This is a genomic window from Gramella sp. KN1008 (genome assembly GCF_004332155.1).
In the GTDB taxonomy this organism is placed as follows: domain Bacteria; phylum Bacteroidota; class Bacteroidia; order Flavobacteriales; family Flavobacteriaceae; genus Christiangramia.
Window position 1 is genome coordinate 276,080 of the sequence record NZ_SJDV01000003.1, and the last position, 25,820, is coordinate 301,899.

Genomic DNA, 25,820 nt, shown 5'->3' on the forward strand with positions numbered 1-25,820 from the left:
ATATTGAATTATAAACCGGCTCCGGTATTATTAGTAAAGAAAACGGCATTTACAAAGAACAGTTTTCCATTCTGCCAGAATGCCCTGAAAAGAGGATTGTCAACCATATAAATTATCGTTCCCCTGCCCATTGGCACCTCACCAAATACAAGAGAGTTATCCAGTTTTTTTACAGCTTCACTTCCGGCAAAGCCTGATACCACCTCGGGCTTGTCAATGTAAGCTACATTATAGCCTTCACTGAGGAGGGAATAAGAATCATTGCTAAGCTTAAGACTGAAATAAGTATCGTCATACCCAAAAGCCATTGGATGTGTATTGTCTACTTTTGTTTTAATGATACTGCCGGTGATCATGTTTTTGATACTTTCCCTCTCCCGTTGAGCATACGGAATAAGATTGGCTTTTGAAGATGTGGTATCTTTCTTGGTCGTCTCATTCTCTTTTATCCCAAATCCCTCCGTACCGGCAAAGTTTTGAACAGCATTGCCAATAACGATAAGTTTTCCACCATTTTTGATCCATGAAGTGATCTTTTCTTGCATCTCTTCGGTTAACCATTCGCTATACCAGCCAGAGGGCATGATAAGAACGTCGAATTCATCCAGATCAAGTCTTGAAAAATAATCGGTACCCAGGGGAGTAACAGGGTAATTAAGTTCCTGTTCAAAGAAATACCATATCTCCCCGAAATTTAGAGAAGAGGTTTCGTTACCCCGAAGCAACCCAATCTTCTGGTCGTTGATGATCTTGATGTCAGAAGATCCAAAATCGGGTCCGCTACCAGCAAAGCTTGTTTCTGTGGTTAACAACTGGCGTTGGTGTTCATTAGCAATTTCAATTACTTTATTATCAAAATTGTCTAAATCAAGATTGTCACTTTTAGTAATTACCAGGCTTCCGGCAGCAAATTTCTGAGAGTTGTTTTCAAATGGAACCTCACTGAAACGAACCTTTATCCCTTCTTTTATAAGCTCAGCCAGGAATGCCGCATCCTGCATACTATTCCATTTGGCGATATATCCTGCACCGCCAGGATTAGCATTATTCTTGATAGCCTGGGTTTCAATTTTTGTATTCCCCTGAAGTGTCCTGGTACTTGCCACGGCATCCAACCCGTACGCATAGGGCAGGCTCCAGGCCGTTATGTCATAAGTAAGGGAATCGGCCAGTTTGGTCTTTGGCTCAAAGAGTACCTTCACCATTTTTCCTTTCGGCTGATCGGTAGAAACTATGAGCGTATTTGAGTCAGGACTGAAATTTGAGTTATTTCCCTGTTTGTAATTATATCCATTTATACGATCGGAATTTGCATAAGAATATTTTATTTCATGCCTGTCAAGAAGTGCGGTAAGTGATTGGATCTTATCTGCATTTCCCTTAAGCGCATAACTTTTAAATTCAAATTCTCCTTTAGCAAAATAATTGTTGAATTGCCTGTTGAGCTCTTCGGCGTTGTTTGAAGCTAGCTCCACTGTTGAAAGCCCGGTGGTATGGTGGTGCTCTACCCGGTCCTTTAAGGTGAGAACAGATGATTCATCGGTTACTATCCCAAGTCCGGCCCTTCCATGACCTGCCTGCTCATAGGTCATTCCTATAGAGCCCATATAGGTAGGATATGTGTCACCGTAACTTGGATAAAGCAGGTCAAAGCGTTCTCCGGTGAAGTATAACCAGCCTTCTTTATCGAAATATTTTGCGTGATTTTTTCCTATTCTCGTCTGGAAATCTCTTTGAAAAGGAGTGATGACCTCATGGAATGGTTCTGCCGCAGGAGCGAAATAATAAGGTTCGTTAATGCCTTGTTCGTGGAAGTCCACATGCACATGAGGTAACCACTGGTTATAGATCTTTAAGCGCTGCCGGGTTTCTACCTGCGTGGCCCATGCCCAGTCACGATTCAGATCAAAGAGATAATGGTTAGGCCTTCCTCCGGGCCATGGCTCATGATGTTCGGCCGCTGCCTGGGAAGTATTATAAGGCTCGGCTTTTACCTGGTTGTACCAGTTGGCATATCTGTCCCGGCCATCGGGATTTACGCAAGGATCTATAATTACTACAGTATTTTCTAACCAATCCTGCTTTTCAGTAATAAGTTCATAAAGGGTTTTCATGGAAGCTTCAGTGCTGGAGGCTTCATTGCCATGCACATTGTAGCTTAGCCAGACTATAGCAATTTCCGAGGCTCCGCTTCCGTTGCCAATACCGGCGTTTTTTAAATGTTCAGCTTTTATCTCCTCAAGATTCGCCAGGTTTTCTTCCGAAGAAATAACAGCATAGGTCAATGGTCTGCGTTCGTTTGTTTCTCCATAGTTATGATATTGAACCAGCGGAGAGTTTTCCGCGACATGAGTGAAGTAGTTTACCACGTTGGCGTGCCGTGAGAACTGAGTTCCAATTTCATAACCAAGAAATTCGGAAGGGGTTTTAAGTTGCTGAGCAACAATTGCCTGGGTGGTCAGGAAAATAAGAATAAGAAAGCTAAACTGTTTTTTCATCAGGTTTTGTTTATTTGTAAGCCGAGTAAAGATAGTACGTAGGCTTGAATTAACTAAAATTTACACAATAAAATCCCTATCTTCGGTATCTTTGCAAACACAAGTAAAATCTATGCCAACCGATTGTATTTCGTATTCCGAAACCAATTACTTCTCTCCTTTAATTCTCGATTACCTGTCTGAAAAAAGTGATCTGAAGGATTTTTATACGCGTTTTCCAAAGCTCGAAAACTTCAGGGAACAGATACGGGAGAAGAAGAATTCTTACCAGGATGATATTCGGAAAGAGCTGGTAACTGTTTTAAACAAGCAATATAAAGACCTGGATATATCAGAAGAGGTAGCGCGAAATATTAAAGCTTTAGAGTCTAGGAATACCTTTACGGTGGTCACGGGTCATCAGCTGAACCTTTTCACGGGTCCTTTATATTTTCTTTATAAGATCATTTCCACTATTAACCTTACAAAACAACTTAAAGAAGAATATCCGGAAAATGATTTTGTACCGGTCTACTGGATGGCAACCGAGGATCATGACTTCGAGGAAATAAATTTCTTTAATCTTCATGGTAAAAAGTTCAAGTGGAACAAAGCAGATGAGAAAGCCGGAAAAACTGCGGTAGGTTATCTATCTACCGAAGGCCTGGATGAGGTTTTTAAATTGTTTTCGGCTGAAATTGGGGGAGGTGAAAATGCCGACTTTCTGCGATCCCTTTTTAAGGAAGCCTACCTCGACCATGATAATCTAACCGCCGCTACCCGATTTATTGCCAATAAACTCTTCGGAAGATATGGGCTGGTGATCATCGATGCAGAGGACGCTCAACTTAAAAAGCATTTTGTCCCTTATGTTGAAAATGAACTTAGCAAACATTTGTCTTTTAAAAATTCATCAGAAGCAGTAAAAAGAATGGCTGCTCTGGGTTATAATGTTCAGGTGAATCCCAGAGAGATCAATTTATTTTATCTCACAAAAGAAATCCGGGAAAGAATTATAGAAAAGGACGGTAAATTCTTCGTGAACGAAACTCAGATTTCCTGGAGTAAGGAAGATATACTGAAAGAGTTAAAGGAGTATCCTGAAAGGTTTAGCCCTAATGTGATGCTAAGACCATTATACCAGGAGGTGATCCTTCCTAACCTGTGTTATATAGGAGGAGGCGGGGAGCTGGCCTACTGGCTGGAGCTGAGGTCTTTTTTCGATGCTGAAAATGTACCTTTTCCCATATTATTATTAAGAAATTCCGCACTGCTTCAAACCGCTAAACAGGATAAAAAGCGGGAAAGACTGAATATTAGTTTGCATGAATTGTTTCTAAAACAATATGAGTTGATCAATCGGAAGGTGCGTAAGATATCCAATATCGATATAGATTTTTCATCTCAAAAGCAGCATCTGGTACAGCAGTTTGAGAATATGTATAAGCTGGCAGAGCAGACCGATAAGTCTTTCCTGGGAGCTGTAAAGGCCCAGGAAGTGAAACAGCTCAAAGGAATGGATAATCTTGAGAAGCGTTTGTTAAAAGCTCAGAAACGCAAATTAAAAGATGAAGTTGAGCGTATCGCTGAACTTCAGAATGAGCTTTTTCCCAATAAAAGTCTCCAGGAAAGACAGACTAATTTTTCTGAATTCTATGTTGAATACGGAGACGACCTTATTTCCGAATTGATGGAGAACCTGAATCCACTGGAGTCTAACTTTAAAATTCTGACTTTTGGAAAAGAATAGAATGCACACTATAGATATGGATCTGGTAGAAATGACCCTTGATGTCATGAAGTACACCATAGACCGTATTTCTAATGTTACGCCTGAACTTGGATCCCCTAAAAAAGAAGAAGAGCTTCTGCGAATAGTAGGAGAGACCATTACGCCTGAAGGCATTGGAGGTGAAAACGCCTTTAAATTATTTCGGGATGTGCTGGTGAAAGCCACGGTGCCGATAGACCACCCGCGTCATCTTGCATTTGTTCCTGCGGCACCTACCAGGGCTGCGATAATGTTTGACCTTGTAACTTCAGCATCAAGTATCCATGGAGCTTACTGGATGGAAGGTGCAGGAGGAATATTCTGCGAAAATCAGGCTATGAAATGGCTGGTTTCCCTTACCAAACTGCGGGAAGGCGCTTTTGGGGTCTTTACCAGTGGCGGGACCGCCGCCAATCTTTCAGCTCTTGTTACGGCAAGGGAAGAATGGCGTGAAAATAAACCGGAATATGCCCGCGAAAGAGCCTTGTTGCTTACCTCTAATGGTGCCCACAGCTCTATCAAATCCATGGCAAAGGTGATGGATGCCGATGTGATTCTGATCGATTCTGAAGATGAGTACCTTTCTGGCGCCGATCTTAAAACAGCAATTGATGATTTAAGTGATGAAGACCGCGCCCGACTCTTTGCCGTCGTGGCTACGGGAGGAACTACAAATGCCGGTATAATAGACGATTTAAAGACCATAGCTGAAATTTGTGAGCAGGAAAAAGTATGGTTTCATGTAGACTGTGCTTATGGAGGAGGAGCTCTCGCAGCCAATTCGGTGAGACATCTTTTTGAAGGGATTGAGAAAGCAGATAGTATTACCATAGACCCTCATAAATGGCTTTTTTCACCATATGATTGTGGTGCAGTGATCTATAAGAACCTGGAACTAGCTAAAAAAGCACATTCTCAAAAAGGAGCTTACCTTGATATATTTAAGGATGAAGGAGCCCAGGGCTTCAATCCTGCCGATTATCAGATACAGCTTACCAGGCGGCTGCGTGGTTTGCCATTATGGTTCTCGCTGGCCATGCATGGAACCAATAAATATAAAAAGGCTATAGAGCGAGGTATCGAACTTGCTCAGATCGCAGCAAGGAAAATAAAGGAGAATGACAAACTTGAATTGATTAGACCTGCGAGTTTATCGGTTGTGCTTTTTAAAAGGAAAGGCTGGAATTCTGAAGATTACCGGGATTGGACCTATAAGAATCACCGGGAAGGTTTTGCGCTTGTTACTCCTTCATTATGGAAAGATGAAAGCGTGATCCGCTTCTGTTTCATCAATCCCGATACCACCGAGGACGATATTGATAAGATACTTGAAACTCTGGGTTAGGATTCCCCGGTTGGATTGCATTTTAAAACCATTTGTATAAATTTTTGTATATTCCTTCAGGTGTGAACAATTCCTGAAGGAATATTCTCTACTGTTCATATTGCGCCCCCACCCAGGCTTTATTTAATGGCATTTAAGTATTAACCAATCAATATATTTATTATGAAAAAACAATTTGTGCTATTAATTGCTGCAGTTTTTATTGGCTTATCGGCTTTTGCTCAGTCATCAAATTCTACTGCCAGGGAAATTGTCGAAGAAAATTCAGAAACAATGGTGGATGCCCTGAATGATGGGGATTATGAAACTTTCGGTACTTATTTTGCTGAAGATGCCATGTTTAAATTATCCAACATTAATGCCTTAAATGGAAGAAAGGCTATAACGGCTGCTCATAAGCCAATGGCAGAACAAAAAATGAAATTAATAATCGATACCGAGGAGGTGCTGGATTTTGGTGATTATATTCATGAAATAGGGAATTATAAAATCCAAACCCAGGAAGGGCAGACAGTAGACCAGGGGCAATATTCCACATTATGGAAGAAGGTAAATGATTCCTGGAAAATATACAGGGATGTGGTAAGCTCTTCTATGCCGCTTCCTACCGCAGCTTCCGGCAAATAAAATTACTAACCAGCCAGCAGCAGAGCCTCAAGGAATTTCTTTGGGGCTTTGTTTATTATACCTTTAATAAAGTTAAATTTAATTCTATCCGGGTTTTATTTTAGTCTCAAATTCCTATTTTTGCGCATGCAAAACAACGTACTCATCCTAGACTTTGGCTCTCAGTACACCCAGCTTATCGCGCGAAGAGTAAGAGAGCTTAATATTTACTGCGAAATTTATCCTTATCACAAAATTCCAGACGATTTATCAGGCTTTAGAGCGGTTATCCTTTCAGGAAGTCCTTTCTCGGTACGAGCCGATGATGCTCCACATCCTGATCTTTCTCAGATCAGGGGAAAACTGCCTGTGCTGGCCGTATGTTACGGAGCGCAATATCTGGCTCATTTTAATGGAGGGAAGGTAGAACCTTCAGATACGCGTGAATTTGGGCGTGCGAATCTTTCTGTGATCAAGGATGCAGAACCTTTATTTGAAGATATCAAAGAGAATTCCCAGGTATGGATGAGTCATAGTGACTCTATTATAGAATTACCTACAAATGCTGTAAGGCTTGCCAGTACCACTGACGTATTGAATGCGGCTTACCGTATTGATGGCGAAGAAACTTACGCGATACAGTTTCATCCTGAAGTATACCATTCTACAGATGGAAAGCAGCTACTTGAGAATTTTCTTGTGAGAATTGCAGGCACAGAACAAACCTGGACTCCGGGAGCCTTTGTAGATCTTACTGTTTCAGAATTAAAGGAAAAGATTGGTAACGATAAGGTAGTGCTGGGACTTAGCGGTGGTGTTGATTCTACCGTGGCTGCAGTGTTGCTTAATAAAGCGATAGGGGATAATCTCTATTGTATTTTTGTGAATAACGGATTACTGAGAAAGAATGAGTTTGAGAGCGTTCTGGATCAGTATAAACATATGGGGCTTAACGTAAAGGGAGTAGATGCTTCGGCACGTTTTTTGGACGCGCTCAAGGGTCTCAGTGACCCTGAAGCCAAACGTAAGGCCATTGGGAATACGTTCATAGAGGTTTTTGATGATGAAGCCCATCATATCCAGGATGTGGTTTTTCTCGCACAGGGTACAATTTATCCTGATGTGATAGAATCTGTTTCCGTTAACGGGCCTTCGGTTACTATAAAATCCCATCATAATGTAGGTGGTTTGCCTGATTTCATGAAATTGAAAGTGGTGGAGCCGCTGCGAATGTTGTTCAAGGATGAAGTTAGAAGGGTTGGAAAGGAACTTGGAATTGCAAAGGAACTGCTTGGCAGACACCCATTTCCGGGGCCCGGACTGGCGATAAGGATACTGGGAGATATTACTGCAGAAAAAGTTCGAATCCTTCAGGAAGTGGATCATATCTTCATTCAGGGATTGAAAGACTGGATGCTGTATGATAAGGTTTGGCAAGCAGGAGCGATCCTTTTACCGGTACAATCGGTGGGGGTGATGGGAGATGAAAGAACCTATGAGCAGGTGGTTGCTCTTCGTGCAGTTGAATCTACAGATGGTATGACAGCCGATTGGGTGAATTTACCGTATGAATTTTTACAAAAGACATCCAATACAATAATTAACAGGGTTAAGGGCGTTAATAGAGTGGTGTATGACATTAGTTCGAAGCCACCAGCCACTATAGAATGGGAATAATTAGAACCATTTTTTATCTAAATAGATTATAATGAGGTACTTATTTGTAATATGCTTTCTTTTTCAGGTTTATACAATTTCGGCAAATGCCCAGACGTATAAATATCATACTGTAAAAAAGGGGGAAACGGTTTTCAGCATTTCCCAGTCTTATAACATAGAAGAGGAAGATATTTACAAATATAATCCCGATGCCAAACAAGGGATCCAGGTGAATGAAAAACTGGTGATTCCTATGAATGTTTCCGGCAATTCAGGGTCTGAGGCTAATACCACCAAGTTTAAGGAACACAGGGTGGAGAAGAAAGAAACCCTGTACAGTCTTTCCAGGAAATATGATGTTAGTATTGATGAGATCAAACGCTATAACAAACATCTCTATTCCGAAGAACTCCAAACCGGAGAGTCTATAAGGATTCCTTTTGGAGGTTCGGCAGGAACTATCGTGACCAAAAACACTCCAAAACCTGAAGCACCCAAATCAACTTCCGGGCAGATCAAAACCCGCGAACATATTGTATTGCCTAAGGAAACCAAATATGGCATTGCCAGGAAGTACGGTATGACTGTGAAAGAACTGGAAGAGCTTAATCCAATGGTAGAGGTCCTCCAGCCAGGGATGATGATTAGGGTTGGAACAGATGTACTTGAAGATGAACCGGTGATTATCACCGATGAGCGTTTTAGATTTTATGAAGTAAAACCAAAAGAGACACTTTTTAGTCTGTCACAAAGGTTTGGAGTAAGTCAGGATTCTTTAAGAAGACTCAATCCAGCTTTAAAAGAAGGTCTTAAGTTTGGGATGGTATTAAAAGTACCGGAAAGAGAGGGAGATGCAAATATAGATGAAGATATCTATACCGGAACCGAGAATGCCGATACCAGGGTAGATCTTAGTAACTCCGTAAGCAATTTCAATAGAAAAGAGATTGCACTTATGCTTCCTTTTCACCTTCAGAATATCGATATGGATTCATTGGAAACTTATCGTCATTCTATAATCAATGAAAGGGTAGTTCGAATTTCCCTTGATTTCTATAGCGGAGTTCTAATGGCTGTAGACAAAGCTAAATCAATGGGGATCTCCACTAATCTGAAGGTTTATGATACTAAACAGAACGCCTCGGAAGTGGCGAATATCATCAATGCAAATAACTTCAGTAACGTGGATGCTGTTATCGGTCCGCTGGTTCAAACAACTACAGAAGCAGCAGCTTCCAGGCTGGAGAGCAGGAATATTCCTGTAATCAACCCGCTTTCAAACCGGGAGATGAGGGGCTTTAATAATCTCTTTCAGTCAAGACCTTCTGATGAGTTACTGAGAGAGGTGATGCTGGATTATATTTCGAGAAATTCAGGAGGAAAGAATGTCATTATCATTGCCGATGGCAAATCTTACCAGGTCAAGAACCAGCTTAGCAATATGCTGCCAGCCGCGAGATTTGTTAATCCGACTGATAACTTTGTTAGTGATTCCCAGCTTGCCGATATTTTGACCGAAGGAGAAAACTGGGTGATCCTTGAATCTCAAAATATCAATCTTGTAAGTAGCGTCACTTCGGCTCTTAACAGGTTGGCCAGATCGCATGATATCACGCTTCTTACCACCAATAAGGACAGGAATGCCTATGAGAACAACATCGTCTCAAACAATCATCTTGGTAAACTGAATTTTCATTATCCTTCGGTAGATAAAGAGTATGATACAATAGATATTGAAGTATTCATGGGCGAGTACGAAGAAAGGTTCGGCATCAATCCAAACGAATATGCTCTGAGGGGATATGATCTTACCCTGGATGTGCTCTTGAGGCTGGCTTCTGCCGAAAATCTTTATGAGTCTTTTGAGAAGTATCCTGGTTATACAGAATATTACGAAAGTAAATTTCATTACCTTCCGAAGACTGATGGTGGCTTTACTAATGATGCCATCTATATCCTTCAGCTTAATGAAGACTTAACGATAAGTGAAGCCAATGACTTCTAAAGTTATATATCTTGGGGATCTAAGGACCGAGTCTGAGCATATACAGAGCGGTTCAAAAATGTTGACAGATGCTCCTGTGGACAATCATGGCAAAGGCGAAGCTTTTTCTCCAACCGATACCGTTGCAAATGCGCTGGCTACATGCATGCTTACCGTTATGGGTATCAAGGCGGAAGGATTGGGAGTGAATCTCCAGGGTGCTACAGCTGAGGTCACCAAAACCATGGCGTCAGATCCACGTAGAATTTCGAGGATCGAGGTGAATATTAACTTTCCTGCTACATATAGCGAAAAGGAGACAAGCATACTTGAGCACACAGCAAGAACATGTCCCGTTCTTCAAAGCCTGCATCCTGATTTAGAAAAGAAGATTTCCTTTAGTTATTCATGAGGGCTCTAATAGCCATATTAGTCCTGGTATTTGCTTGTAATTTTAAGTGTTTTTCTCAGGAAAAGAAGGAGAAGTTAAGATGGCAGGAAGACCGTCCATTAAGATGGGAAGACTTTAAGGCAGAGCCTGACGAGTCCACCTCTTATTCAGCCAATACAAATTCAGGGATCGCTTACAGCTGGGATTATAGCACAGCATCAGGTAAACCGGTTCTTAATCATGAGGTTACAAGTAATTTCTATCCGAATCTATCGTGGGTGAAGGATATAAAGGAAAAAGAATACCTGCTGGCCCATGAACAGTTGCATTTTGATATAACCGAACTCCATGCCCGAAAGCTTAGAAAGGCTCTTGCCGAATATGAAATAGGCCGAAACATTCGGCTCGACCTTAAAAGGATCTATAATAATATAGAAACTGAAAGGACTTCAATGCAAAAGCTATTCGATAAGGAGACCGGGCATAGTGAAAACCGGGAAGCAGAGATGCGCTGGAGAAAATATATATCTGGTGAACTCGAAAAACTAAAGGAGTTTTCGAGTTAAAGATTTGCCACTTCCTTTTTAACGCTTTCAAATTCAGAAATCATATCGTGAACGATTTCCGCTGCTGGTTTTATCTCATGAATAAGTCCTGAGATCTGGCCGATTTCAAGTTCTCCCTGATCCAGATCTCCTTCAAACATACCTTTCTTTGCACGTGCTCTGCCTAAAAGTTCGATGAGTTCCTCTTTGGTTGGTGCTTTCTTATAAAGTTCCTGAATTTCCTCATAGAACTTATTTTTGAGTAAACGTACAGGTGCGAGTTCCTTAAGGGTTAAAACAGTATCTCCCTCCTTTGCATTCACTACCATTTCCTTGAAATTGCGATGAGAAGAAGCCTCTGGGCTGGCCACAAATCGGCTTCCAACCTGTACGGCATCGGCACCAAGAACCATAGCGGCCAGCATCCCCCTTCCTGTCGCAATACCTCCTGCAGCAATGAGGGGAATAGATATTTTCTCTTTAACCATTGGAATAAGGGTGAAGGTAGTGGTTTCATCACGACCATTGTGCCCTCCGGCCTCAAAACCTTCTGCCACTACGGCATCTACGCCAGCTTCTTCAGACTTCATGGCAAACTTCACACTGCTAACAACGTGCACTACTTTAATCCCATTCTCCTGCAGGTGTTTTGTCCATGTTCTGGGATTTCCGGCAGAAGTAAAAACGATCTTAACACCCTCCTCGATAATGATTTCCATGATCTTTTCAATATCCGGATAGAGCATAGGGACATTTACCGCGAAAGGTTTATCTGTTGCTTTTTTGCATTTTTGAATATGTTCCTTCAATACTTCAGGATACATGGAACCCGAACCAATGATTCCCAAACCACCTGCATTGGATACGGCGCTTGCCAGTTTCCATCCACTGGCCCAAATCATTCCGGCCTGGATTAGCGGATATTTAATATTAAATAGTTGAGTAATTCTGTTATCTGTCATCATTTTTTAATGATAAGAAAGTATTTGCTGAAATTATTTTGTTCAAACATAGGAATATAAATTCCTCCGGAAAAGCCAGAAAGATCAGTTTCGTTCTGCATGTTCATACCAGGATCTGCCGTTCTTCATGGAGAGCCCTGTAGATTCCTAAATTACGATATAACTCCAGAACCCAGTAATTCCTCATCCCTGTACCAGGCCACAAACTGGCCTTCTGTGATAGAGGCCTGAGGCTGGTCAAAGACCACGTACATTCCCTGTGGCATTTGATAAAGTGTTGCCTCCTCCAATGGCTGCCTGTATCTAATTCTAGCCTTCACTTTTAGTTCTTCGCCATCCTTAATGGCAAGATCCCTCCGAATCCAGTGTACTTCATCCTGCTCGATAAAAAGGGCTTTGCGATAAATTCCTGGATGATCCTTACCCTGGCCTGTATAGATAATATTCTCCTCAACATCTGTGTCAATTACGAACAATGGTTCCGGAGTCCCACCAACTGCGAGTCCTTTTCGCTGGCCCTTTGTAAAATAATGGGCACCCTGGTGTTTACCTACCACTTTTCCGTCAGCCGGCTGGTACGCATATTTTTCTGAAAGATGCTTCAATTCATCAATTTTTGAATCGAAGGTTTTTTCCGATTTTGAATAGACCGGTGTACTGGCAGGTATTTCAACTATTACACCTTCTTTTGGCTTTAATTTTTGCTGAAGAAATTCCGGAAGTCTTACCTTTCCAATGAAACATAGGCCCTGAGAATCCTTCTTTTCAGCTGTAACCAGATTTTGCTCTGCAGCTATTTTTCTCACTTCAGACTTCTGGAGTTCTCCTATGGGGAACAGGGTTTTTGAAAGCTGTTCCTGGGTAAGCTGGCAAAGAAAATAGGACTGGTCTTTATTATTGTCTTTTCCTGAAAGAAGTCTGTATATGGTTTCGCCATTCGTTTTAACTTCGTCTTTACGGCAATAATGCCCGGTAGCTACATAATCGGCTCCCAGAGAAAGAGCGATCTTCATAAAGACATCAAACTTTATCTCCCTGTTGCATAAAACATCAGGGTTGGGAGTTCTTCCTCTTTCATATTCGTTGAACATATAATCTACGATACGCTCCTTATACTGCTCGCTCAGATCTACCGTTTGGAAAGGAATTCCCAGTTTATCGGCCACCATCATAGCATCATTGCTATCGTCCAGCCAGGGGCATTCATCAGAGATCGTAACAGAATCGTCGTGCCAGTTCTTCATGAAAAGACCTATCACTTCATAACCCTGCTCTTTTAGAAGATAGGCCGTTACACTGGAATCTACTCCACCTGATAAACCAACAACAACTTTTTTCATTCTGCCTTTTTTAATTTCAATAAAACCGATAACAGAGTCGGATTTAACGCTGCGAAATTACGAAATAAAAAAAGGTGGCGAAAGCCACCTTTTAAATCAAATGAGATAAGAATGTTTAGTTTCTTTCAAATGTTAAACTAGAACCCGGTAACATATTGGGTGTAAATGTAAATTTGTTTTCGTTATTAAAAACTACGGTCCCTGTAACCGGATCATCAAAACCTGGAATTTTGATGGTATATTGGGAACTTGAAGAACTGCTCCAGGTTCCGCTATCGGTATCTGAGACGCAATTGTCTTCAACCATAGTGTAGAATGTAGATGAAGCCGTATTGTCGGCATTAAAGGTAATGGTTGATCGTCCAGTGCATTCGTTGACTGTAAAGCCCGGTACGTTATTTGCCTCAACTAGCAACCAGGTGCCTACAATATTGCCTTCTACACTGGCATCATCATCGTCACTGCATGCTGTAAATAGGCTAAGCGATAAAAATAGAATTAAGATCTTTTTCATAATTAAATAGTTTAGTTATATAAATATATTCAAATTTAAATTCAATGTTCTTCTTCCCGGTCCAATTTTCCATCGGTATAATATTTCCAGGTGCCGGATTTTTTACCTTCAGTATATGAGCCCTCTATTGTTTTCTCTCCTGTGGGCGTAAAATGAAGTATTGGACCGTGTAATTCCCCTTGTTTGTAATTAAGATGTTTGGTTACCTGGCCGTTTTTGGCATAAATAAAACTTTCCCCGTGCTGCAGGCCATCCAAATAATTGGTCTTTTCAGCCAGATTTCCGTTGGGGTAATAGGTTTTTTGAAGACCATTGAGTTTGTCTTCCTTGTAAAATTCGGTCATCATTATACTATCGGACTTCTGATGATAGTAGACCCATTTCCCTTCTCTTTTTCTGTCTATTACCTTTCCTTCACTTATCGGCTTACCTTTTTGAGTATAATAGGTGACATGTACTGAATCCTTATTTTTTTCAAAATTCAGGATGGCTGAGGGATGGTCATAGAAGCCCTTTTTGTAGAACTTAAACCTTCCTATTTCTTTTCCGTGCTCAAAGGTTCCTTCGAACTTAGGTTGGGAAGTGCCTTCAAAATTTTCTTTCCAGAAGCCATGCCTGCGGCCTTCTGAATCTAATTTATTCTGTGAATAACTTAACACCGAAAGCAAAACTGTTAAGGTAAATATTAACCTATGTTTAAACATAATTAACAAACATTAAACAAAGTGTAACTGATTTTGGTTATACTTTTAAGCCAAAGATCAAGAACTATACTAAACTAAAACTTTTAATTATGGATTTTATTTTAAAGAACGTTAGATTAGGCCTGATTGCTCTCCTTGTGTGTGTTGCATTTGTGGCCTGTGATGAGGATGATGATTTTAGGCCGGGTGATCCCATGACCAATAATCCTGATCCTGGTGATGATGGTACTGCAGAAACCAATACCATTGTGGATTTTGCTGCTGCTAATGGATTCACTTCCCTTGCAGCCGCTGTTGAAGCCGCTGGTTTAACCGCAACTCTTAGTGGTGATACTGAATTCACGGTTTTCGCCCCTACTAATGAAGCATTTGATGCTTTTCTTTCAGGTAATGGATTTTCATCTTTAGATGAAGTTCCTGTTGAACTGCTTACTCAGGTTCTGATGAACCATGTTCAGGAAGGAAGTATCATGTCTACAGACCTTTCTACCCAATACTACACTAGTATGGCTGAAGCAGGTCCGGATCCTGAGAACCCCGAGAATGTAAGTCTGTATATTAATACCGAGGATGGGGTGTTAATCAACGGAGTGGCCAGGGTTACTTCAGCAGACAATGAGGTGGATAATGGAGTGGTACATGCCGTTGATGCTGTGATTGGCTTACCAGACATTACTACTTTCGCTTTGGCCGATCCTACTTTTGATATACTGGTTGATGCCCTGACCCGTGAAGAGTCCTTCACTTTTGTAGATGTTCTATCCAGTCCCGATGCCCCGGCTCCGTTTACTGTATTTGCTCCGACGAATGATGCATTTGTAGCACTTTTAGCTGAACTTGAAATGGATGCGCTTGCCGATATTGATGCATCTGTTTTAGAAAACGTTTTGAAATACCATGTGGTGGCGGGTGCGAACGTAGCTTCAGATCAATTGAGCGATAATATGGAGGTAAATACCCTGCTGGATGAAAAATTTACCGTAAACCTTGGTGATAATGTTACTATAACTGATGCTAATGGAAGAACCTCAACCGTGATTGCCACAGATGTTCAGGCTACCAACGGAATAATCCATGTAATTGACACTGTTTTGCTCCCAACACTCTAGAATGTTTGTTTGAATTTGATTTGAAAAACCCCACGCAATTGCGTGGGGTTTTTTATTCATACCGGAATATAATAATGATTATAAATGAACTTCTTCCGTTTTAACCATGTTACATCTTATAATTTAACACACTGACAATCAAGATGTTATATTAAGTCGCTAAATTTGTAATTATGAAATACTTGTTAATAATCAATATTCTATAGTATGTATTTTATAATTAAAAATTTGTCATTTGCTTCTTTGGTTCTTGTAATTGGTTTTGGTTTTTTAGCCTGTGATTCAGATTCTGATCCGGAAGTAGAACAAGAACCTATAAGTTTAATGGATTTTTTAATTATAAATGGCTATGACTCTTTCGCAGAAGCCATCGAAAAAATTGGATTAGACTCTGAACTGAATGGCGAATTTGAATATACTATGTTTGTACCTACCAATGCCGCCTTTAAAAAGTTTCTTGCAGATAATGATTTTGAATCACTGGACGAAATACCTGAGGAGTTACTTACCAAGATTCTTATGAACCACCTGTTGGAGGAAGTTAAAAGAACTTCGGATTTTTCAACCGGATATATTCAAACTATGGCTAAAGCGGGAACGAATAATAATGAAAACCTGAGTCTTTATGTTAATAAAGAAAACGGATTGTTGTTCAATGGAGTCAGTACTATTGAGAGCCCAAATAATGAAATTGGTAGTGGAATAGTGCATGGCGTACATCAAGTGATTGATCTTCCGTTTATACATACTTTTATATACCCTGGAGACGAACACGAAGACGATCCTCAATTCGATGCTTTCTCTAATGTTATATTCTGGAATGGTCCAAGATTTGACGAAAATAGTTCCTATACTGTGTTCGCACCTATCAATGATGCCTTTGCTGCCCTCTATAATGAATATGGGGAAGAAGAATTCTATAGTGAGGATCCGGAATATGGTTCTATAACCTTAATGAATATTGTAGGATACCATATAATATCCAAGGTTAATTTAAGATCAGAAAATTTAATTGATGGTATGACAGTTACTACGGTACAGGGGGAAGATCTTATTATAAATTTAAATGGCGAAGTAACCCTAACCGACGTGAACGGAAGAAAATCAACTATTATAACTAAAGATATTCAGGCTGTGAATGGAGTTATTCATGCGGTCGATATGGTCTTATTGCCAGATATTAATGGTGATGGAGAGTAATTTTAAATTAATTGGTTAAATAAGAAGCCCGGTATTAGCCGGGCTTGTTGTTTTACTTCTTTTGTTTTTTCTGTTGCTCTTCAGCCTGCTCCATCATTTCCTGGAACTTCCTGGTAAACCTGTTCTGCTTCTTAGGTTTCTTCTTGTTCTCCTGGATCTTTGCGTGGATCTTATCTTCATCGATGATTGCATATTTGATCACTAACATAATCCCGATTGTAATAAGGTTGGAAGTGAAGTAGTATAGGGATAATCCACTCGCATAGTTATTAAAGAAGAATAGCATGATAAGCGGAGACAGGTACATAAGGAATTTCATATTTGGCATTCCCGGTTGCTGACTCGCCTGCATATTCTGCCCGGTGGTCATCATCATATAAATAAAGATCGCTACCGAAGCCAGAATAGGGAAGAGGCTTACATGGTCTCCATAAAATGGTATATGGAAAGGCAGCTCTACTATAGTATCATAACTGGAAAGGTCGTCTGCCCATAGGAAGCTTTTCTGTCTTAACTGAAAAGCACTTGGGAAGAACTGGAATAATGCATAGAAAATAGGGATCTGCATAAGCGCCGGTAAACATCCGCTCATAGGGCTGGCTCCAGCCTTGCTATAGAGCTTCATGGTCTCCTGCTGCTTTTTCATCGCATTGTCCTTATACTTTTCATTTATCTCATTGATCTCTGGTCGTAAAACTTTCATCTTCGCCTGAGATAGATAAGATTTATAAGTTACCGGAGAAAGCAGGATTCTTACCACGATGGTCATCACAATGATCGCAATACCGTAGCTTGGAAGGAAGCTGCTTAAAAATGCAAAGAATGGAATGAAAAGGTATTTGTTGATCCATCCAAAGATCCCCCATCCTAATGGTACGATCTCATCAAGGTTACGTTCGTAGTCGTTCAGGATCTTATAATCTGTAGGACCATAATACCAGTTCATATTATAATTGAGCTCTCCAGCTTTTAAGTCTAGTGGGATCGTAGAAGCGAATTCTTTAGTATAAACGGTGTCTACTTCCTCATCTTCAACAAGGTTCTTTGATCTGAACTGTGTAGTTGAAAAAGGTGTATCGGTTAGGAGAATTGAAGTAAAGAAGTGCTGCTTATATGCAATATAGCTAACATTCGTGTCTTCATCTTCTTCATTGGAACCCTGGCCAAGGTAATCATCGTCTCCGCCATCATATTCATATATAAGCTCGGTATAACGGTTCTCATAGGAAATACTTTTGGCATGTCGGTACCCTTTAAGCTGCCAGTTAAGAACAGGTTTCTGAGCGGTATTTAGAACCCCGGTGAGGCCTTGTGAACGTATGCTGAAATCCAGCATATATTCGCCCGGTCTCATTGCATATCGGTATTCCAGGTATTCTTCTTCAGAAACCTTTAATTTCATGGAAAGGATCTGGTTCCCGTTATTCTCGGTTAATTCAGGTTCAAAATAAAGGTTTTCAGTATTCAATGTCCTTCCATCGGTTGTAGAAAGGCTCATGTTCAGGGAAGCATTTCCATCCTTTACCAGGTAAACAGGTATAGAGTCGTAGGTTTTGAAATTTTTCAACCTTGCTTCTTCAATATACCCTCCTTTATTGGAAACCTTTAATTCGAGAAGATCATTTTCAATGGTTGTAACGCCACCTTCGGCAGAAGCCAGGGTTGCTGAATAACCAAAAGCCCCAAGTCGGCGCTGAGCATCTGCCAAAGCAGTAGAGTCATTCTGAACCGATGATCTCGTTTCAGTTTCTTCGTCTGCTACCTCAGGTTGTTCAGGTGCTTCTTCTACCTGTTCGGTTGTAGTTTCTTCAACTACCGCTTCGTCTGGTGTATTATTGTAGAGCATCCAGATTAGAATCGCTCCGATGAGTAAAAATCCGATTATGGATTGAACGTCTATTTTCTTTTCTTCCATTATTTAATATTGCTTATGCTTCTTTGGTCAAAAAAACCGCCATTTTCTATTTCTGTGCCATCTTGGCATTCTTTTGTTTAACCGAATGTTCGTGTGCGGCCTTTACAAAGGAAACAAACAGTGGGTGAGGACTGGCTACCGTACTCTTGTATTCGGGATGATATTGTACTCCAACAAACCAGGGGTGGTCCTTGAGTTCTATGATTTCCACCAGACCTGTTTCAGGATTTATACCGGTACTCGCCATACCCGCATTCTCCAGTTGTTCCTTGTACTTGTTATTATATTCATAGCGGTGACGATGACGCTCTTTGATCATTTCCGTATTATACACACTATGTATTATAGAATCTTTACTTAGCTTACAATCCCATGCTCCTAAACGCATGGTTCCGCCTTTATGGGTGATTTCTTTTTGTGCTTCCATTAGATCGATTACCGGGTGTTTGGTATCAGGATCCATTTCGGTAGAATTGGCACCTTTGAGTTGAAGTACGTTTCGTGCAAATTCTATTACTGCCATTTGCATTCCCAGGCAGATCCCCAGGAATGGTAAACCATTTTCCCGAGCGTATCTCACTGCATCTATCTTCCCTTCGATCCCCCTTTCTCCAAAGCCTGGAGCAACCAGAACCCCGTCCAGATGACTTATCTTATTATGGATGGTACTGTCGTTGATAAATTCGGAATGTATATATTCCACATTCACATATACTTCATTTTCTGCCCCGGCATGAATGAAGGCTTCCAGAATGGATTTATAGCTGTCCTGTAACTCCACATATTTTCCAATAAGACCTATATGAACTTCGGCCTTCGGATTCTTGTGTCTTTGAAGAAACTGGTTCCATCGTTCCAGATTGGGAGTAGTATCGTCTGGCAGAGCCAGTTTTTTTAAGGTCACCGTATCCAGACCCTCTTTCAGTATCATATTAGGAACGTCGTAGATGGTGGGAGCATCAATACTCTGGATAACAGCTTCCTGTCGAACATTACAGAAGATCGCCAGTTTTCTGCGAATATCATCCGAAAGCTCATGTTCAGTACGGCAAACGAGTATATCTGCTTTGATTCCGCTTTCCATCAGCGTTTTCACACTGTGCTGCGTAGGCTTGGTCTTCAATTCCCCGGCTGCTGAAAGATAAGGCACCAGTGTAAGATGAATTACAAGAGCGTTATCATCGCCCAGTTCCCATTTTAACTGTCTTACCGCTTCAATATATGGAAGGGACTCAATATCACCCACGGTTCCTCCAATCTCTGTAATCACGATATCATAATCGCCATTCTGACCAAGGATCTGTATTCTTTCCTTTATTTCGTTCGTGATATGAGGAACAACCTGAACCGTTTTTCCGAGAAACTCACCGCGACGCTCCTTCTCAATTACGCTTTGGTAGATCCTACCTGTAGTAACATTGTTGGCCTGGGAAGTATTTACATTGAGAAAACGTTCGTAATGGCCAAGGTCAAGGTCTGTCTCGGCCCCATCTTCGGTCACGTAACATTCACCATGTTCGTAAGGATTTAAAGTTCCCGGGTCCACATTGATATAAGGATCCAATTTCTGGATTGTGGTCTTAAAGCCCCGTGCCTGTAACAATTTTGCCAACGAAGCCGCAATGATCCCTTTTCCCAGTGAAGAAGATACACCTCCGGTTACAAATATATACTTGGTATCGGCCATTTTATTCCTGTTTGTTGTGTTGTTTTTTCAGGGCGCTAAATTACAAAGAAGAATAGAAAAAGTGGCTATATTGTAATGCTAATATTAAGACCTTCTTAACAGCTTGTCTTTATTGGTCTAAGGTCTTGGGTATCTATTTCTTATCTGTTTGAGCAGTCCCTCAAGGCCATTGATTTTCAATTCGAATACCTGTTGCATCTGGTTGCCCAGTTTTCCCGGTGGAAAACCTTTTTGTCTAAACCATACATAATAGGGTTCTGGAATATCAGAAAGATACCTGTCTTTATACCTGCCGAAATGCATTCTGGCATAAGCAAGTTCCACAAGTTTTTCAGAATCAGGAATTATCTTCAATCTTTGCCCAAATTAGATCTGAAATTTCATTGAATTTTTTCTTGTTCATGGGTTTAACCATGTATTTGATCACACAGGAATACTCCTTTGCTTTCTTACGGTCCACTTTACTGGTGCTCGAAGTTAAGACAATAATATTGTGATGCACCTTCCTTGTTTTGAGCTCGGCAAGAAATTCCAATCCGCTCATTTCAGGCATATTCAGATCGAGGAAGACCAGGGAGTTCTCATCTTCTTTAATGGAATCCAGAGCTTCTACGGGATCTGTGAATTCTATGATTTCTCCCTTAAAGCCTTCAAGTTCAAGGAGTTTTCTAGTTATAAAATTTGCTATGGGTTGGTCATCTACCAAATAGACCTTGTTCATATCCTACTCTTCTATTTGAAGCTTCTCCTTTACTAAAGACAATTCTTGGAGCTCAATTATTTCAATTGACCCGCCGGAAGCTTCCTTAAAGCTGCACCTTGATTCAGATTTGGTTAGCATTTGCATTACGGTAAGGATTATAGCTTCAATAAGCGTAAAGATGAAATTTAATTTTCTATAATAGCTAAGATTTTTTTCAATTTAACTAAAATAATCCTTTTCATACAAATCCTATAGAATCAATGTAGGAATTAAATTACTTTTTAGCTCGTTAAATATTTTGTAACGATCATAGGCCTTCAAGGATGTCTTCTTAGTTTTAGACTCTAAAAAAGAAAGATGGCGATATTCGGGTCAATTATAAAAAGTCTTATCGATTTAAAGGAAAGTCTCACCCCAGACGGCGATCCTAATCAGGATCAGGAAGAGGTATTAAGAAGCCTTCTGAAAAAAGCTAAGAATACGGCCTTTGGCAAATATTACGATTTTGAAACAATACTGCAAGCTGATGATATTAGGCAGAGCTTTGCCAGTAAAGTACCTTTTTTTGATTATAATAAGATTGATAAGGAATGGTGGCACAAGTATCACCAGGGGGAGAACGATGTAACCTGGCCGGGAAGACCTCCTTATTTTGCATTGAGTTCCGGTACTACAGGGAAAAGTAGCAAAAGGATACCTGTTACCGATGATATGCTGGAATCAATAAGAAAAGCCGGTATCAAGCAGATAAGTGCTCTCAGTAATTTTGAGTTACCTCCCGATTTTTTTGAAAAAGAGATTATGATGCTGGGAAGTTCAACCGATTTACAGAAGGAAGGGGATCACAAAGAGGGAGAAATAAGTGGGATAAGTGCCAGCAACATACCTTCCTGGTTCAGAGGTTATTATAAGCCCGGCGAAGAGATAGCAAAGATCGATGAATGGGACGAGAGAGTACAGAAGATCGCGGAGAATGCAAGTAACTGGGATATTGGCGCATTAAGCGGAATTCCGTCCTGGATGGAACTTATGCTTAAAAGGGTTATAGAATATAATAACCTGAATAATATTCACGAGATATGGCCCAATCTTCAGGTGTATGCTTCGGGAGGGGTGGCTTTTGAGCCCTATGAAAAGAGCTTCGAGAAATTATGGGGTAAACCAGTACAGGTAATCGATACTTATCTGGCTTCAGAAGGTTTTCTCGCGATACAGAATAGGCCCGAAACCCATGCTATGAAACTCATCCTTGATAATGGAGTCTATTTTGAGTTTGTTCCTTTTAAACCTGAATATATAAATCAGGATGGTTCCATCACCGTTGATGCACCGGTGATCCCGCTGGCCGATGTAAAGGAGGAAGAAGAATACGTCTTACTGATCTCCACCGTTAGTGGAGCGTGGAGATATATTATTGGAGACACCATTAAATTTACCGATAAGGAAAAGTATGAGATCCGGATCACTGGAAGAACAAAGTTCTTTCTTAATGTGGTGGGGTCGCAACTTTCGGTAAATAAAATGAACGATGCCGTAAAGGAACTGGAAGATACATTCGATATGCGCATTCCAGAATTCGTGGTCGCCGCCAGGAGAGGAGAAGATGGCGAATATTATCATTTCTGGTATCTGGGAACTGAAGATAAAAAGGATGAAGCAGCACTGGCAGAAGCCCTGGATGAATCACTCCAGGAAGCTAATAAAAATTATAAGGTAGCTCGTTCCAAGGCTCTGCATGGAGTTAAGGTGAAACTGGTAAATCCTAACATGTTCCATGAATGGAATGCAGCGAATAAGAAAAAAGGGGGACAGGTTAAAATGGAGAAGGTTATGAATGAAGAAAAGTTCGGGGAATGGGAAAAATTCGTTCAGGAAAATTCCGGAAAAATTTAGTGGGTCGTTTCTTCGTGAATTTCATCGATCAAGACCATGATCTCCTCCTGCGAGAGATAAAGATCTTCAATACGTGCTTTGTAAATGTCTGATAGCCGGGAATGGTTGAGAATAAAATCCTTGGTTGCGATGATCTGTTCACCCAGACCATGGTTTACCGCATAAGTATCGGCAGCCCTTTCGGCTTCCCTGATATAGTTATCTGAAGTTATATATTTCAAGCCAAACCAGATAAGACCCAGTGCCGACCTGTCACGATAGTCCATGATGTGCCCAAGTTCATGGCCAATCCAGCCTATAAGTACTTCAGATGGTACCATACTTATATCCAACTTTTCATCTTCTATACTAAACTCTTCGTTTATAAGGATAAGATAACTTCGGTTTTCCTTTTTTTTAAAAAGGCCTCCTAGTTTGGGCTGGGCCTGCATAAAGGATTTTTTGATATTCTTTTTGAAACGAAATTCTATGGGAGTATCCTTTAATTCCGGATAATGCGATAGAGCCACATAGGCCTCGCGCCAGATAGTATCCGGAACAATCTTATTATTAAATTTAAGGCTGTCTTTTTGTTGCATGGATGGCTGCTGGGAATAACAGGCGGGTAGCACTATAAAAAAAATAAATAATAGATATGTTTTTCTAAGTATGCCTGTCATATGATTTCATTGTTTTCTAAATTACAACAAAATTGATGCCTCTAAAAGTCTTATATTTTAAAATAGACTTAAAATATGCGAAGATTAGAAATAAAAAAAGCAGGTTGGATAACCTGCTTTTTACAAAATCTATTTAAGATTTAAGTCTTAGCCTTTCATAATAGCCTGCAATCTCTGCTGCAACTGAGCATCGGTTCTAAGAGCCATAGCTAACTGCTGATATCGCTGCATGCTAAGATCACTTTCCTTTATAAGGTCTTCCATTCTTTTCTGAAATTTTGGCTGCATACTTTCAAGTTCGGCAACCACCAGTTCATACTTTTTCTCCTCCTCATCAGTGGTTTCCACTTCTTTTTCAGGGTCCATTTTTGCCTGGTGGATCTCATTGAATCTTTGAAGTTCAAAACTCTCTTCCTCCACGGCCTGGATCATCTTTTGCTGCGCTTCCTGATTTACCATTCGCATCTTTTGAAATACCTGGGCAAATTCGGTAAGTTCTTCATCACTCACTTCGATCTTTTCCTTTTGTTGTGGTAACTGAGGGGTTTGAGCCATTACTGAGGCACTTCCCATTATGAATACCAAAAGCAGACTGCTGAATAATTTCGTCAATTTCATATTTTATCTTTTCAATTTTGAAGCGCGTAAGCTATAGTTATGTGCTTCCAAAACCAAAGCTTTAAGAAACTGAAAAAGGTAATTAATAAAACCTTAACATTTGAATGGAAAAGCTGTTAAATCATTTCGTGCGTCTTAAGCCACTATCCTTATGATCTCTCCGTTAGGTATTCCGAGAACGGATTTTTTGTATCCGTCTACCACCTTATACATAGGAACAGGAGTATGGCCTGGAAAGTAATCTTCATATTTTTCCCTGGCATCTTCCACAAGATCAGCTGAAACAGCATTGATTCGGTGGCCGTTTTCCAATTCAAGAGATACTGCTTTTACAAAACTGTGAAGCCCTCCATTTACCATGGCGGCACTGGTGGTTTTGTCTACCGGATGATCTGCCAGTATTCCTGTTGTAAGCGTAAAAGAACCACCCGGATTCAGATAATTCCTGCCTATACTCACCAGGTTAACCTGCCCCATCAGCTTGCTTTTAATGCCTATATAGAAATCCTCTTCTCTGAGGTCTTCAAAATTATCCCATTTGGCCTCACCGGCGATGCACACAATGGCATCCACTTTTCCCAATTTTTCGAACATACTTTGGATAGAGCCTAAATCTGAGATATCTACCTGGATCTCACCACTTGTCTTTCCAACTTTGATAACCTCATTCTTTTTAGATAGTTCTTCGGTAACTTTTCTACCAATGGTGCCACTGGCTCCGATGATCAAAATTTTCATATATTTATTTTCTTTTTATGCTTTTTTCATACAACTCTATCCATTCCTGGGGAGTGATTTTTGTTGCCAGTTCACCAATAACATCAATTGGGATCTCATCAGTTTTTTTGAATCGTATACAGCTTTTTCCCATATCGGGGTTTTTACCTGTTTCTTCTTTGTACGTTTTAATGAACCCATCATAAAGTTCGGGGTTAGCATAGACACCGGAATGATAAAGTGCAATATAATTCTTCTGGCAAGCCAGATTCATAAATGGAAGCGGAAGTCTGGGGTCGCAATGATAACCTGCGGGATAAAGGGTATGAGGAACAACATAACCTATCATTCCATAACTAATCCTCTCATGAAATCCTTCAGGCAAATTATCTTTGATGATTGATCTTAATTTAGATATGGCTTCCTTTTTTTCTTCAGGAACTTTGCTGATATATTCTTCAGGAGAATTGGCTTCGATCTTCATCCTTATATTTATTGAATGATTCCTGCCTAATTTAATCTTTTAAATAAATAAAATGATGCTATAAACGTACATATTCATTTTGAAAGCAGTCATAGCATTCATCGAACAGAATAAGATTTCCATTACGAAATTCGAAAGACTGCTTTTTGCCAGTTTCATAGATTATAAGAGGAACATCCTCTGTAGTTCTAATAGACTTGCCCATTATTATGCGATATTTGGTTTTTTCTAATTCTTTTCCATTTTTTGAACTGATGAAATCTTCTTTTCTGAATTCTATCACAAACTTATCATCATTTTCATCATATTCTGTTGTGGTTCCTTCAAAGCCTCCGGAGATTTTGATAAGTCGCCAACTTCCAAGAAGTTCTTCTTCCGAAAGATTCTTTATTTCAGGTCCACTATTAATGGAACAGGAAGAAATAATAATTGAAAAAAGTAAAATGCCGATAAAATTCCTCATGTACTTAAATTTTATTTTCACTTAAAAGATGATAGCCGCTCAAAAAGGTTGCTTAAAATTCCTGTAAAAAATTA

At 40.3% G+C, this 25,820-nt stretch carries 24 protein-coding genes; 10 read left to right on the plus strand and 14 right to left on the minus strand.

From position 1 onward, the window contains the following. Positions 1 to 8 precede the first annotated feature (8 nt). The gene (locus EZJ28_RS07100; RefSeq protein WP_131396322.1) at positions 9 to 2,498 is read right to left on the minus strand and encodes a M14 family metallopeptidase; all 2,490 of its coding nucleotides are present in this window, start codon (positions 2,496 to 2,498) and stop codon (positions 9 to 11) included. Between the two features lie 112 nt (positions 2,499 to 2,610). Between EZJ28_RS07100 and bshC the strand changes: the two genes are divergently transcribed. From bshC to EZJ28_RS07135, 7 genes are all read left to right on the plus strand, one after another. Continuing rightward, entirely contained in the window at positions 2,611 to 4,227 is a 1,617-nt protein-coding gene (bshC, locus tag EZJ28_RS07105; RefSeq protein ID WP_131396324.1) for a bacillithiol biosynthesis cysteine-adding enzyme BshC, read from the plus strand. 1 nt (position 4,228) lies between these two features. Further along, positions 4,229 to 5,593, plus strand: coding sequence for an aminotransferase class V-fold PLP-dependent enzyme (locus tag EZJ28_RS07110; RefSeq protein ID WP_131396724.1), 1,365 nt, complete (start codon positions 4,229 to 4,231; stop codon positions 5,591 to 5,593). 162 nt (positions 5,594 to 5,755) lie between these two features. Next, the gene (locus tag EZJ28_RS07115; protein ID WP_131396326.1) at positions 5,756 to 6,220 is read left to right on the plus strand and encodes an SgcJ/EcaC family oxidoreductase; all 465 of its coding nucleotides are present in this window, start codon (positions 5,756 to 5,758) and stop codon (positions 6,218 to 6,220) included. A 126-nt stretch (positions 6,221 to 6,346) separates the two neighbouring features. Further along, entirely contained in the window at positions 6,347 to 7,876 is a 1,530-nt protein-coding gene (guaA, locus tag EZJ28_RS07120) for a glutamine-hydrolyzing GMP synthase (protein ID WP_131396328.1), read from the plus strand. Between the two features lie 31 nt (positions 7,877 to 7,907). Continuing rightward, the gene (locus EZJ28_RS07125) at positions 7,908 to 9,863 is read left to right on the plus strand and encodes a LysM peptidoglycan-binding domain-containing protein (protein WP_131396330.1); all 1,956 of its coding nucleotides are present in this window, start codon (positions 7,908 to 7,910) and stop codon (positions 9,861 to 9,863) included. Beyond that, positions 9,853 to 10,254: an OsmC family protein gene (locus EZJ28_RS07130; RefSeq protein WP_131396332.1), complete on the plus strand. Its 402-nt coding sequence runs from the start codon at positions 9,853 to 9,855 to the stop codon at positions 10,252 to 10,254. Before EZJ28_RS07125 ends, EZJ28_RS07130 begins: the two co-directional genes overlap by 11 nt. Then, positions 10,251 to 10,799 (plus strand): DUF922 domain-containing protein, encoded by a 549-nt coding sequence (locus EZJ28_RS07135; RefSeq protein WP_131396334.1) that lies wholly within the window; start codon positions 10,251 to 10,253, stop codon positions 10,797 to 10,799. Before EZJ28_RS07130 ends, EZJ28_RS07135 begins: the two co-directional genes overlap by 4 nt. Here the strand turns inward: EZJ28_RS07135 and EZJ28_RS07140 are convergent. From EZJ28_RS07140 to EZJ28_RS07155, 4 genes are all read right to left on the minus strand, one after another. Then, positions 10,796 to 11,740, minus strand: coding sequence for a nitronate monooxygenase family protein (locus EZJ28_RS07140; protein WP_131396726.1), 945 nt, complete (start codon positions 11,738 to 11,740; stop codon positions 10,796 to 10,798). The two genes, EZJ28_RS07135 and EZJ28_RS07140, sit on opposite strands and share 4 nt — an antisense overlap. 152 nt (positions 11,741 to 11,892) lie before the next feature. After that, a complete protein-coding gene (gene mnmA, locus EZJ28_RS07145; protein WP_278248320.1) occupies positions 11,893 to 13,095 on the minus strand; it encodes a tRNA 2-thiouridine(34) synthase MnmA in 1,203 nt (400 codons plus the stop codon). Between the two features lie 100 nt (positions 13,096 to 13,195). Then, positions 13,196 to 13,594 carry a lipocalin family protein gene (locus EZJ28_RS07150; RefSeq protein WP_131396337.1) on the minus strand — a complete coding sequence of 133 codons (399 nt, stop codon included), beginning with the start codon at positions 13,592 to 13,594 and terminating at the stop codon, positions 13,196 to 13,198. A 41-nt stretch (positions 13,595 to 13,635) separates the two neighbouring features. Further along, on the minus strand, positions 13,636 to 14,298 hold the full coding sequence (locus EZJ28_RS07155; protein WP_131396339.1) for a toxin-antitoxin system YwqK family antitoxin: 663 nt from the start codon (positions 14,296 to 14,298) through the stop codon (positions 13,636 to 13,638). Between the two features lie 89 nt (positions 14,299 to 14,387). Here EZJ28_RS07155 and EZJ28_RS07160 point away from each other — a divergent pair, with 89 nt between their 5' ends. Together EZJ28_RS07160 and EZJ28_RS07165 are read left to right on the plus strand one after the other, a co-directional pair. Continuing rightward, complete coding sequence (locus tag EZJ28_RS07160; protein WP_131396341.1) at positions 14,388 to 15,407, plus strand: fasciclin domain-containing protein; 1,020 nt, start codon at positions 14,388 to 14,390, stop codon at positions 15,405 to 15,407. Between the two features lie 228 nt (positions 15,408 to 15,635). Next, a complete protein-coding gene (locus EZJ28_RS07165; protein WP_165499043.1) occupies positions 15,636 to 16,607 on the plus strand; it encodes a fasciclin domain-containing protein in 972 nt (323 codons plus the stop codon). A 52-nt stretch (positions 16,608 to 16,659) separates the two neighbouring features. Here the strand turns inward: EZJ28_RS07165 and yidC are convergent, their stop codons facing one another. The 4 genes from yidC to EZJ28_RS07185 all read right to left on the minus strand — a co-directional run bounded on the left by yidC (position 16,660) and on the right by EZJ28_RS07185 (position 20,930). Further along, positions 16,660 to 18,522, minus strand: coding sequence for a membrane protein insertase YidC (gene yidC / locus EZJ28_RS07170; protein WP_131396345.1), 1,863 nt, complete (start codon positions 18,520 to 18,522; stop codon positions 16,660 to 16,662). Between the two features lie 46 nt (positions 18,523 to 18,568). Further along, positions 18,569 to 20,209, minus strand: coding sequence for a CTP synthase (locus EZJ28_RS07175; RefSeq protein WP_131396346.1), 1,641 nt, complete (start codon positions 20,207 to 20,209; stop codon positions 18,569 to 18,571). Between the two features lie 117 nt (positions 20,210 to 20,326). Then, on the minus strand, positions 20,327 to 20,563 hold the full coding sequence (locus tag EZJ28_RS07180) for a DUF3820 family protein (protein WP_131396348.1): 237 nt from the start codon (positions 20,561 to 20,563) through the stop codon (positions 20,327 to 20,329). Further along, positions 20,547 to 20,930: a response regulator gene (locus tag EZJ28_RS07185; protein WP_131396349.1), complete on the minus strand. Its 384-nt coding sequence runs from the start codon at positions 20,928 to 20,930 to the stop codon at positions 20,547 to 20,549. The genes EZJ28_RS07180 and EZJ28_RS07185 overlap by 17 nt, the downstream gene beginning before the upstream one ends. A 339-nt stretch (positions 20,931 to 21,269) precedes the next feature. Between EZJ28_RS07185 and EZJ28_RS07190 the strand changes: the two genes are divergently transcribed. Beyond that, a complete protein-coding gene (locus EZJ28_RS07190; RefSeq protein WP_131396351.1) occupies positions 21,270 to 22,805 on the plus strand; it encodes a GH3 auxin-responsive promoter family protein in 1,536 nt (511 codons plus the stop codon). Here EZJ28_RS07190 and EZJ28_RS07195 read toward each other — a convergent pair. The 5 genes from EZJ28_RS07195 to EZJ28_RS07215 all read right to left on the minus strand — a co-directional run bounded on the left by EZJ28_RS07195 (position 22,802) and on the right by EZJ28_RS07215 (position 25,746). After that, positions 22,802 to 23,464 carry a hypothetical protein gene (locus tag EZJ28_RS07195; protein ID WP_131396352.1) on the minus strand — a complete coding sequence of 221 codons (663 nt, stop codon included), beginning with the start codon at positions 23,462 to 23,464 and terminating at the stop codon, positions 22,802 to 22,804. The genes EZJ28_RS07190 and EZJ28_RS07195 overlap by 4 nt on opposite strands. 147 nt (positions 23,465 to 23,611) lie before the next feature. Continuing rightward, entirely contained in the window at positions 23,612 to 24,082 is a 471-nt protein-coding gene (locus EZJ28_RS07200) for a DUF4168 domain-containing protein (protein WP_242670082.1), read from the minus strand. A 135-nt stretch (positions 24,083 to 24,217) separates the two neighbouring features. Continuing rightward, positions 24,218 to 24,820, minus strand: a complete 603-nt coding sequence (locus tag EZJ28_RS07205; RefSeq protein WP_131396353.1) for a short chain dehydrogenase — start codon at positions 24,818 to 24,820, stop codon at positions 24,218 to 24,220. Positions 24,821 to 24,824: 4 nt separating this feature from the next. Continuing rightward, complete coding sequence (locus EZJ28_RS07210; RefSeq protein WP_131396355.1) at positions 24,825 to 25,283, minus strand: DUF1801 domain-containing protein; 459 nt, start codon at positions 25,281 to 25,283, stop codon at positions 24,825 to 24,827. Between the two features lie 58 nt (positions 25,284 to 25,341). Further along, on the minus strand, positions 25,342 to 25,746 hold the full coding sequence (locus tag EZJ28_RS07215) for a hypothetical protein (protein WP_131396356.1): 405 nt from the start codon (positions 25,744 to 25,746) through the stop codon (positions 25,342 to 25,344). Positions 25,747 to 25,820: the final 74 nt, after the last annotated feature.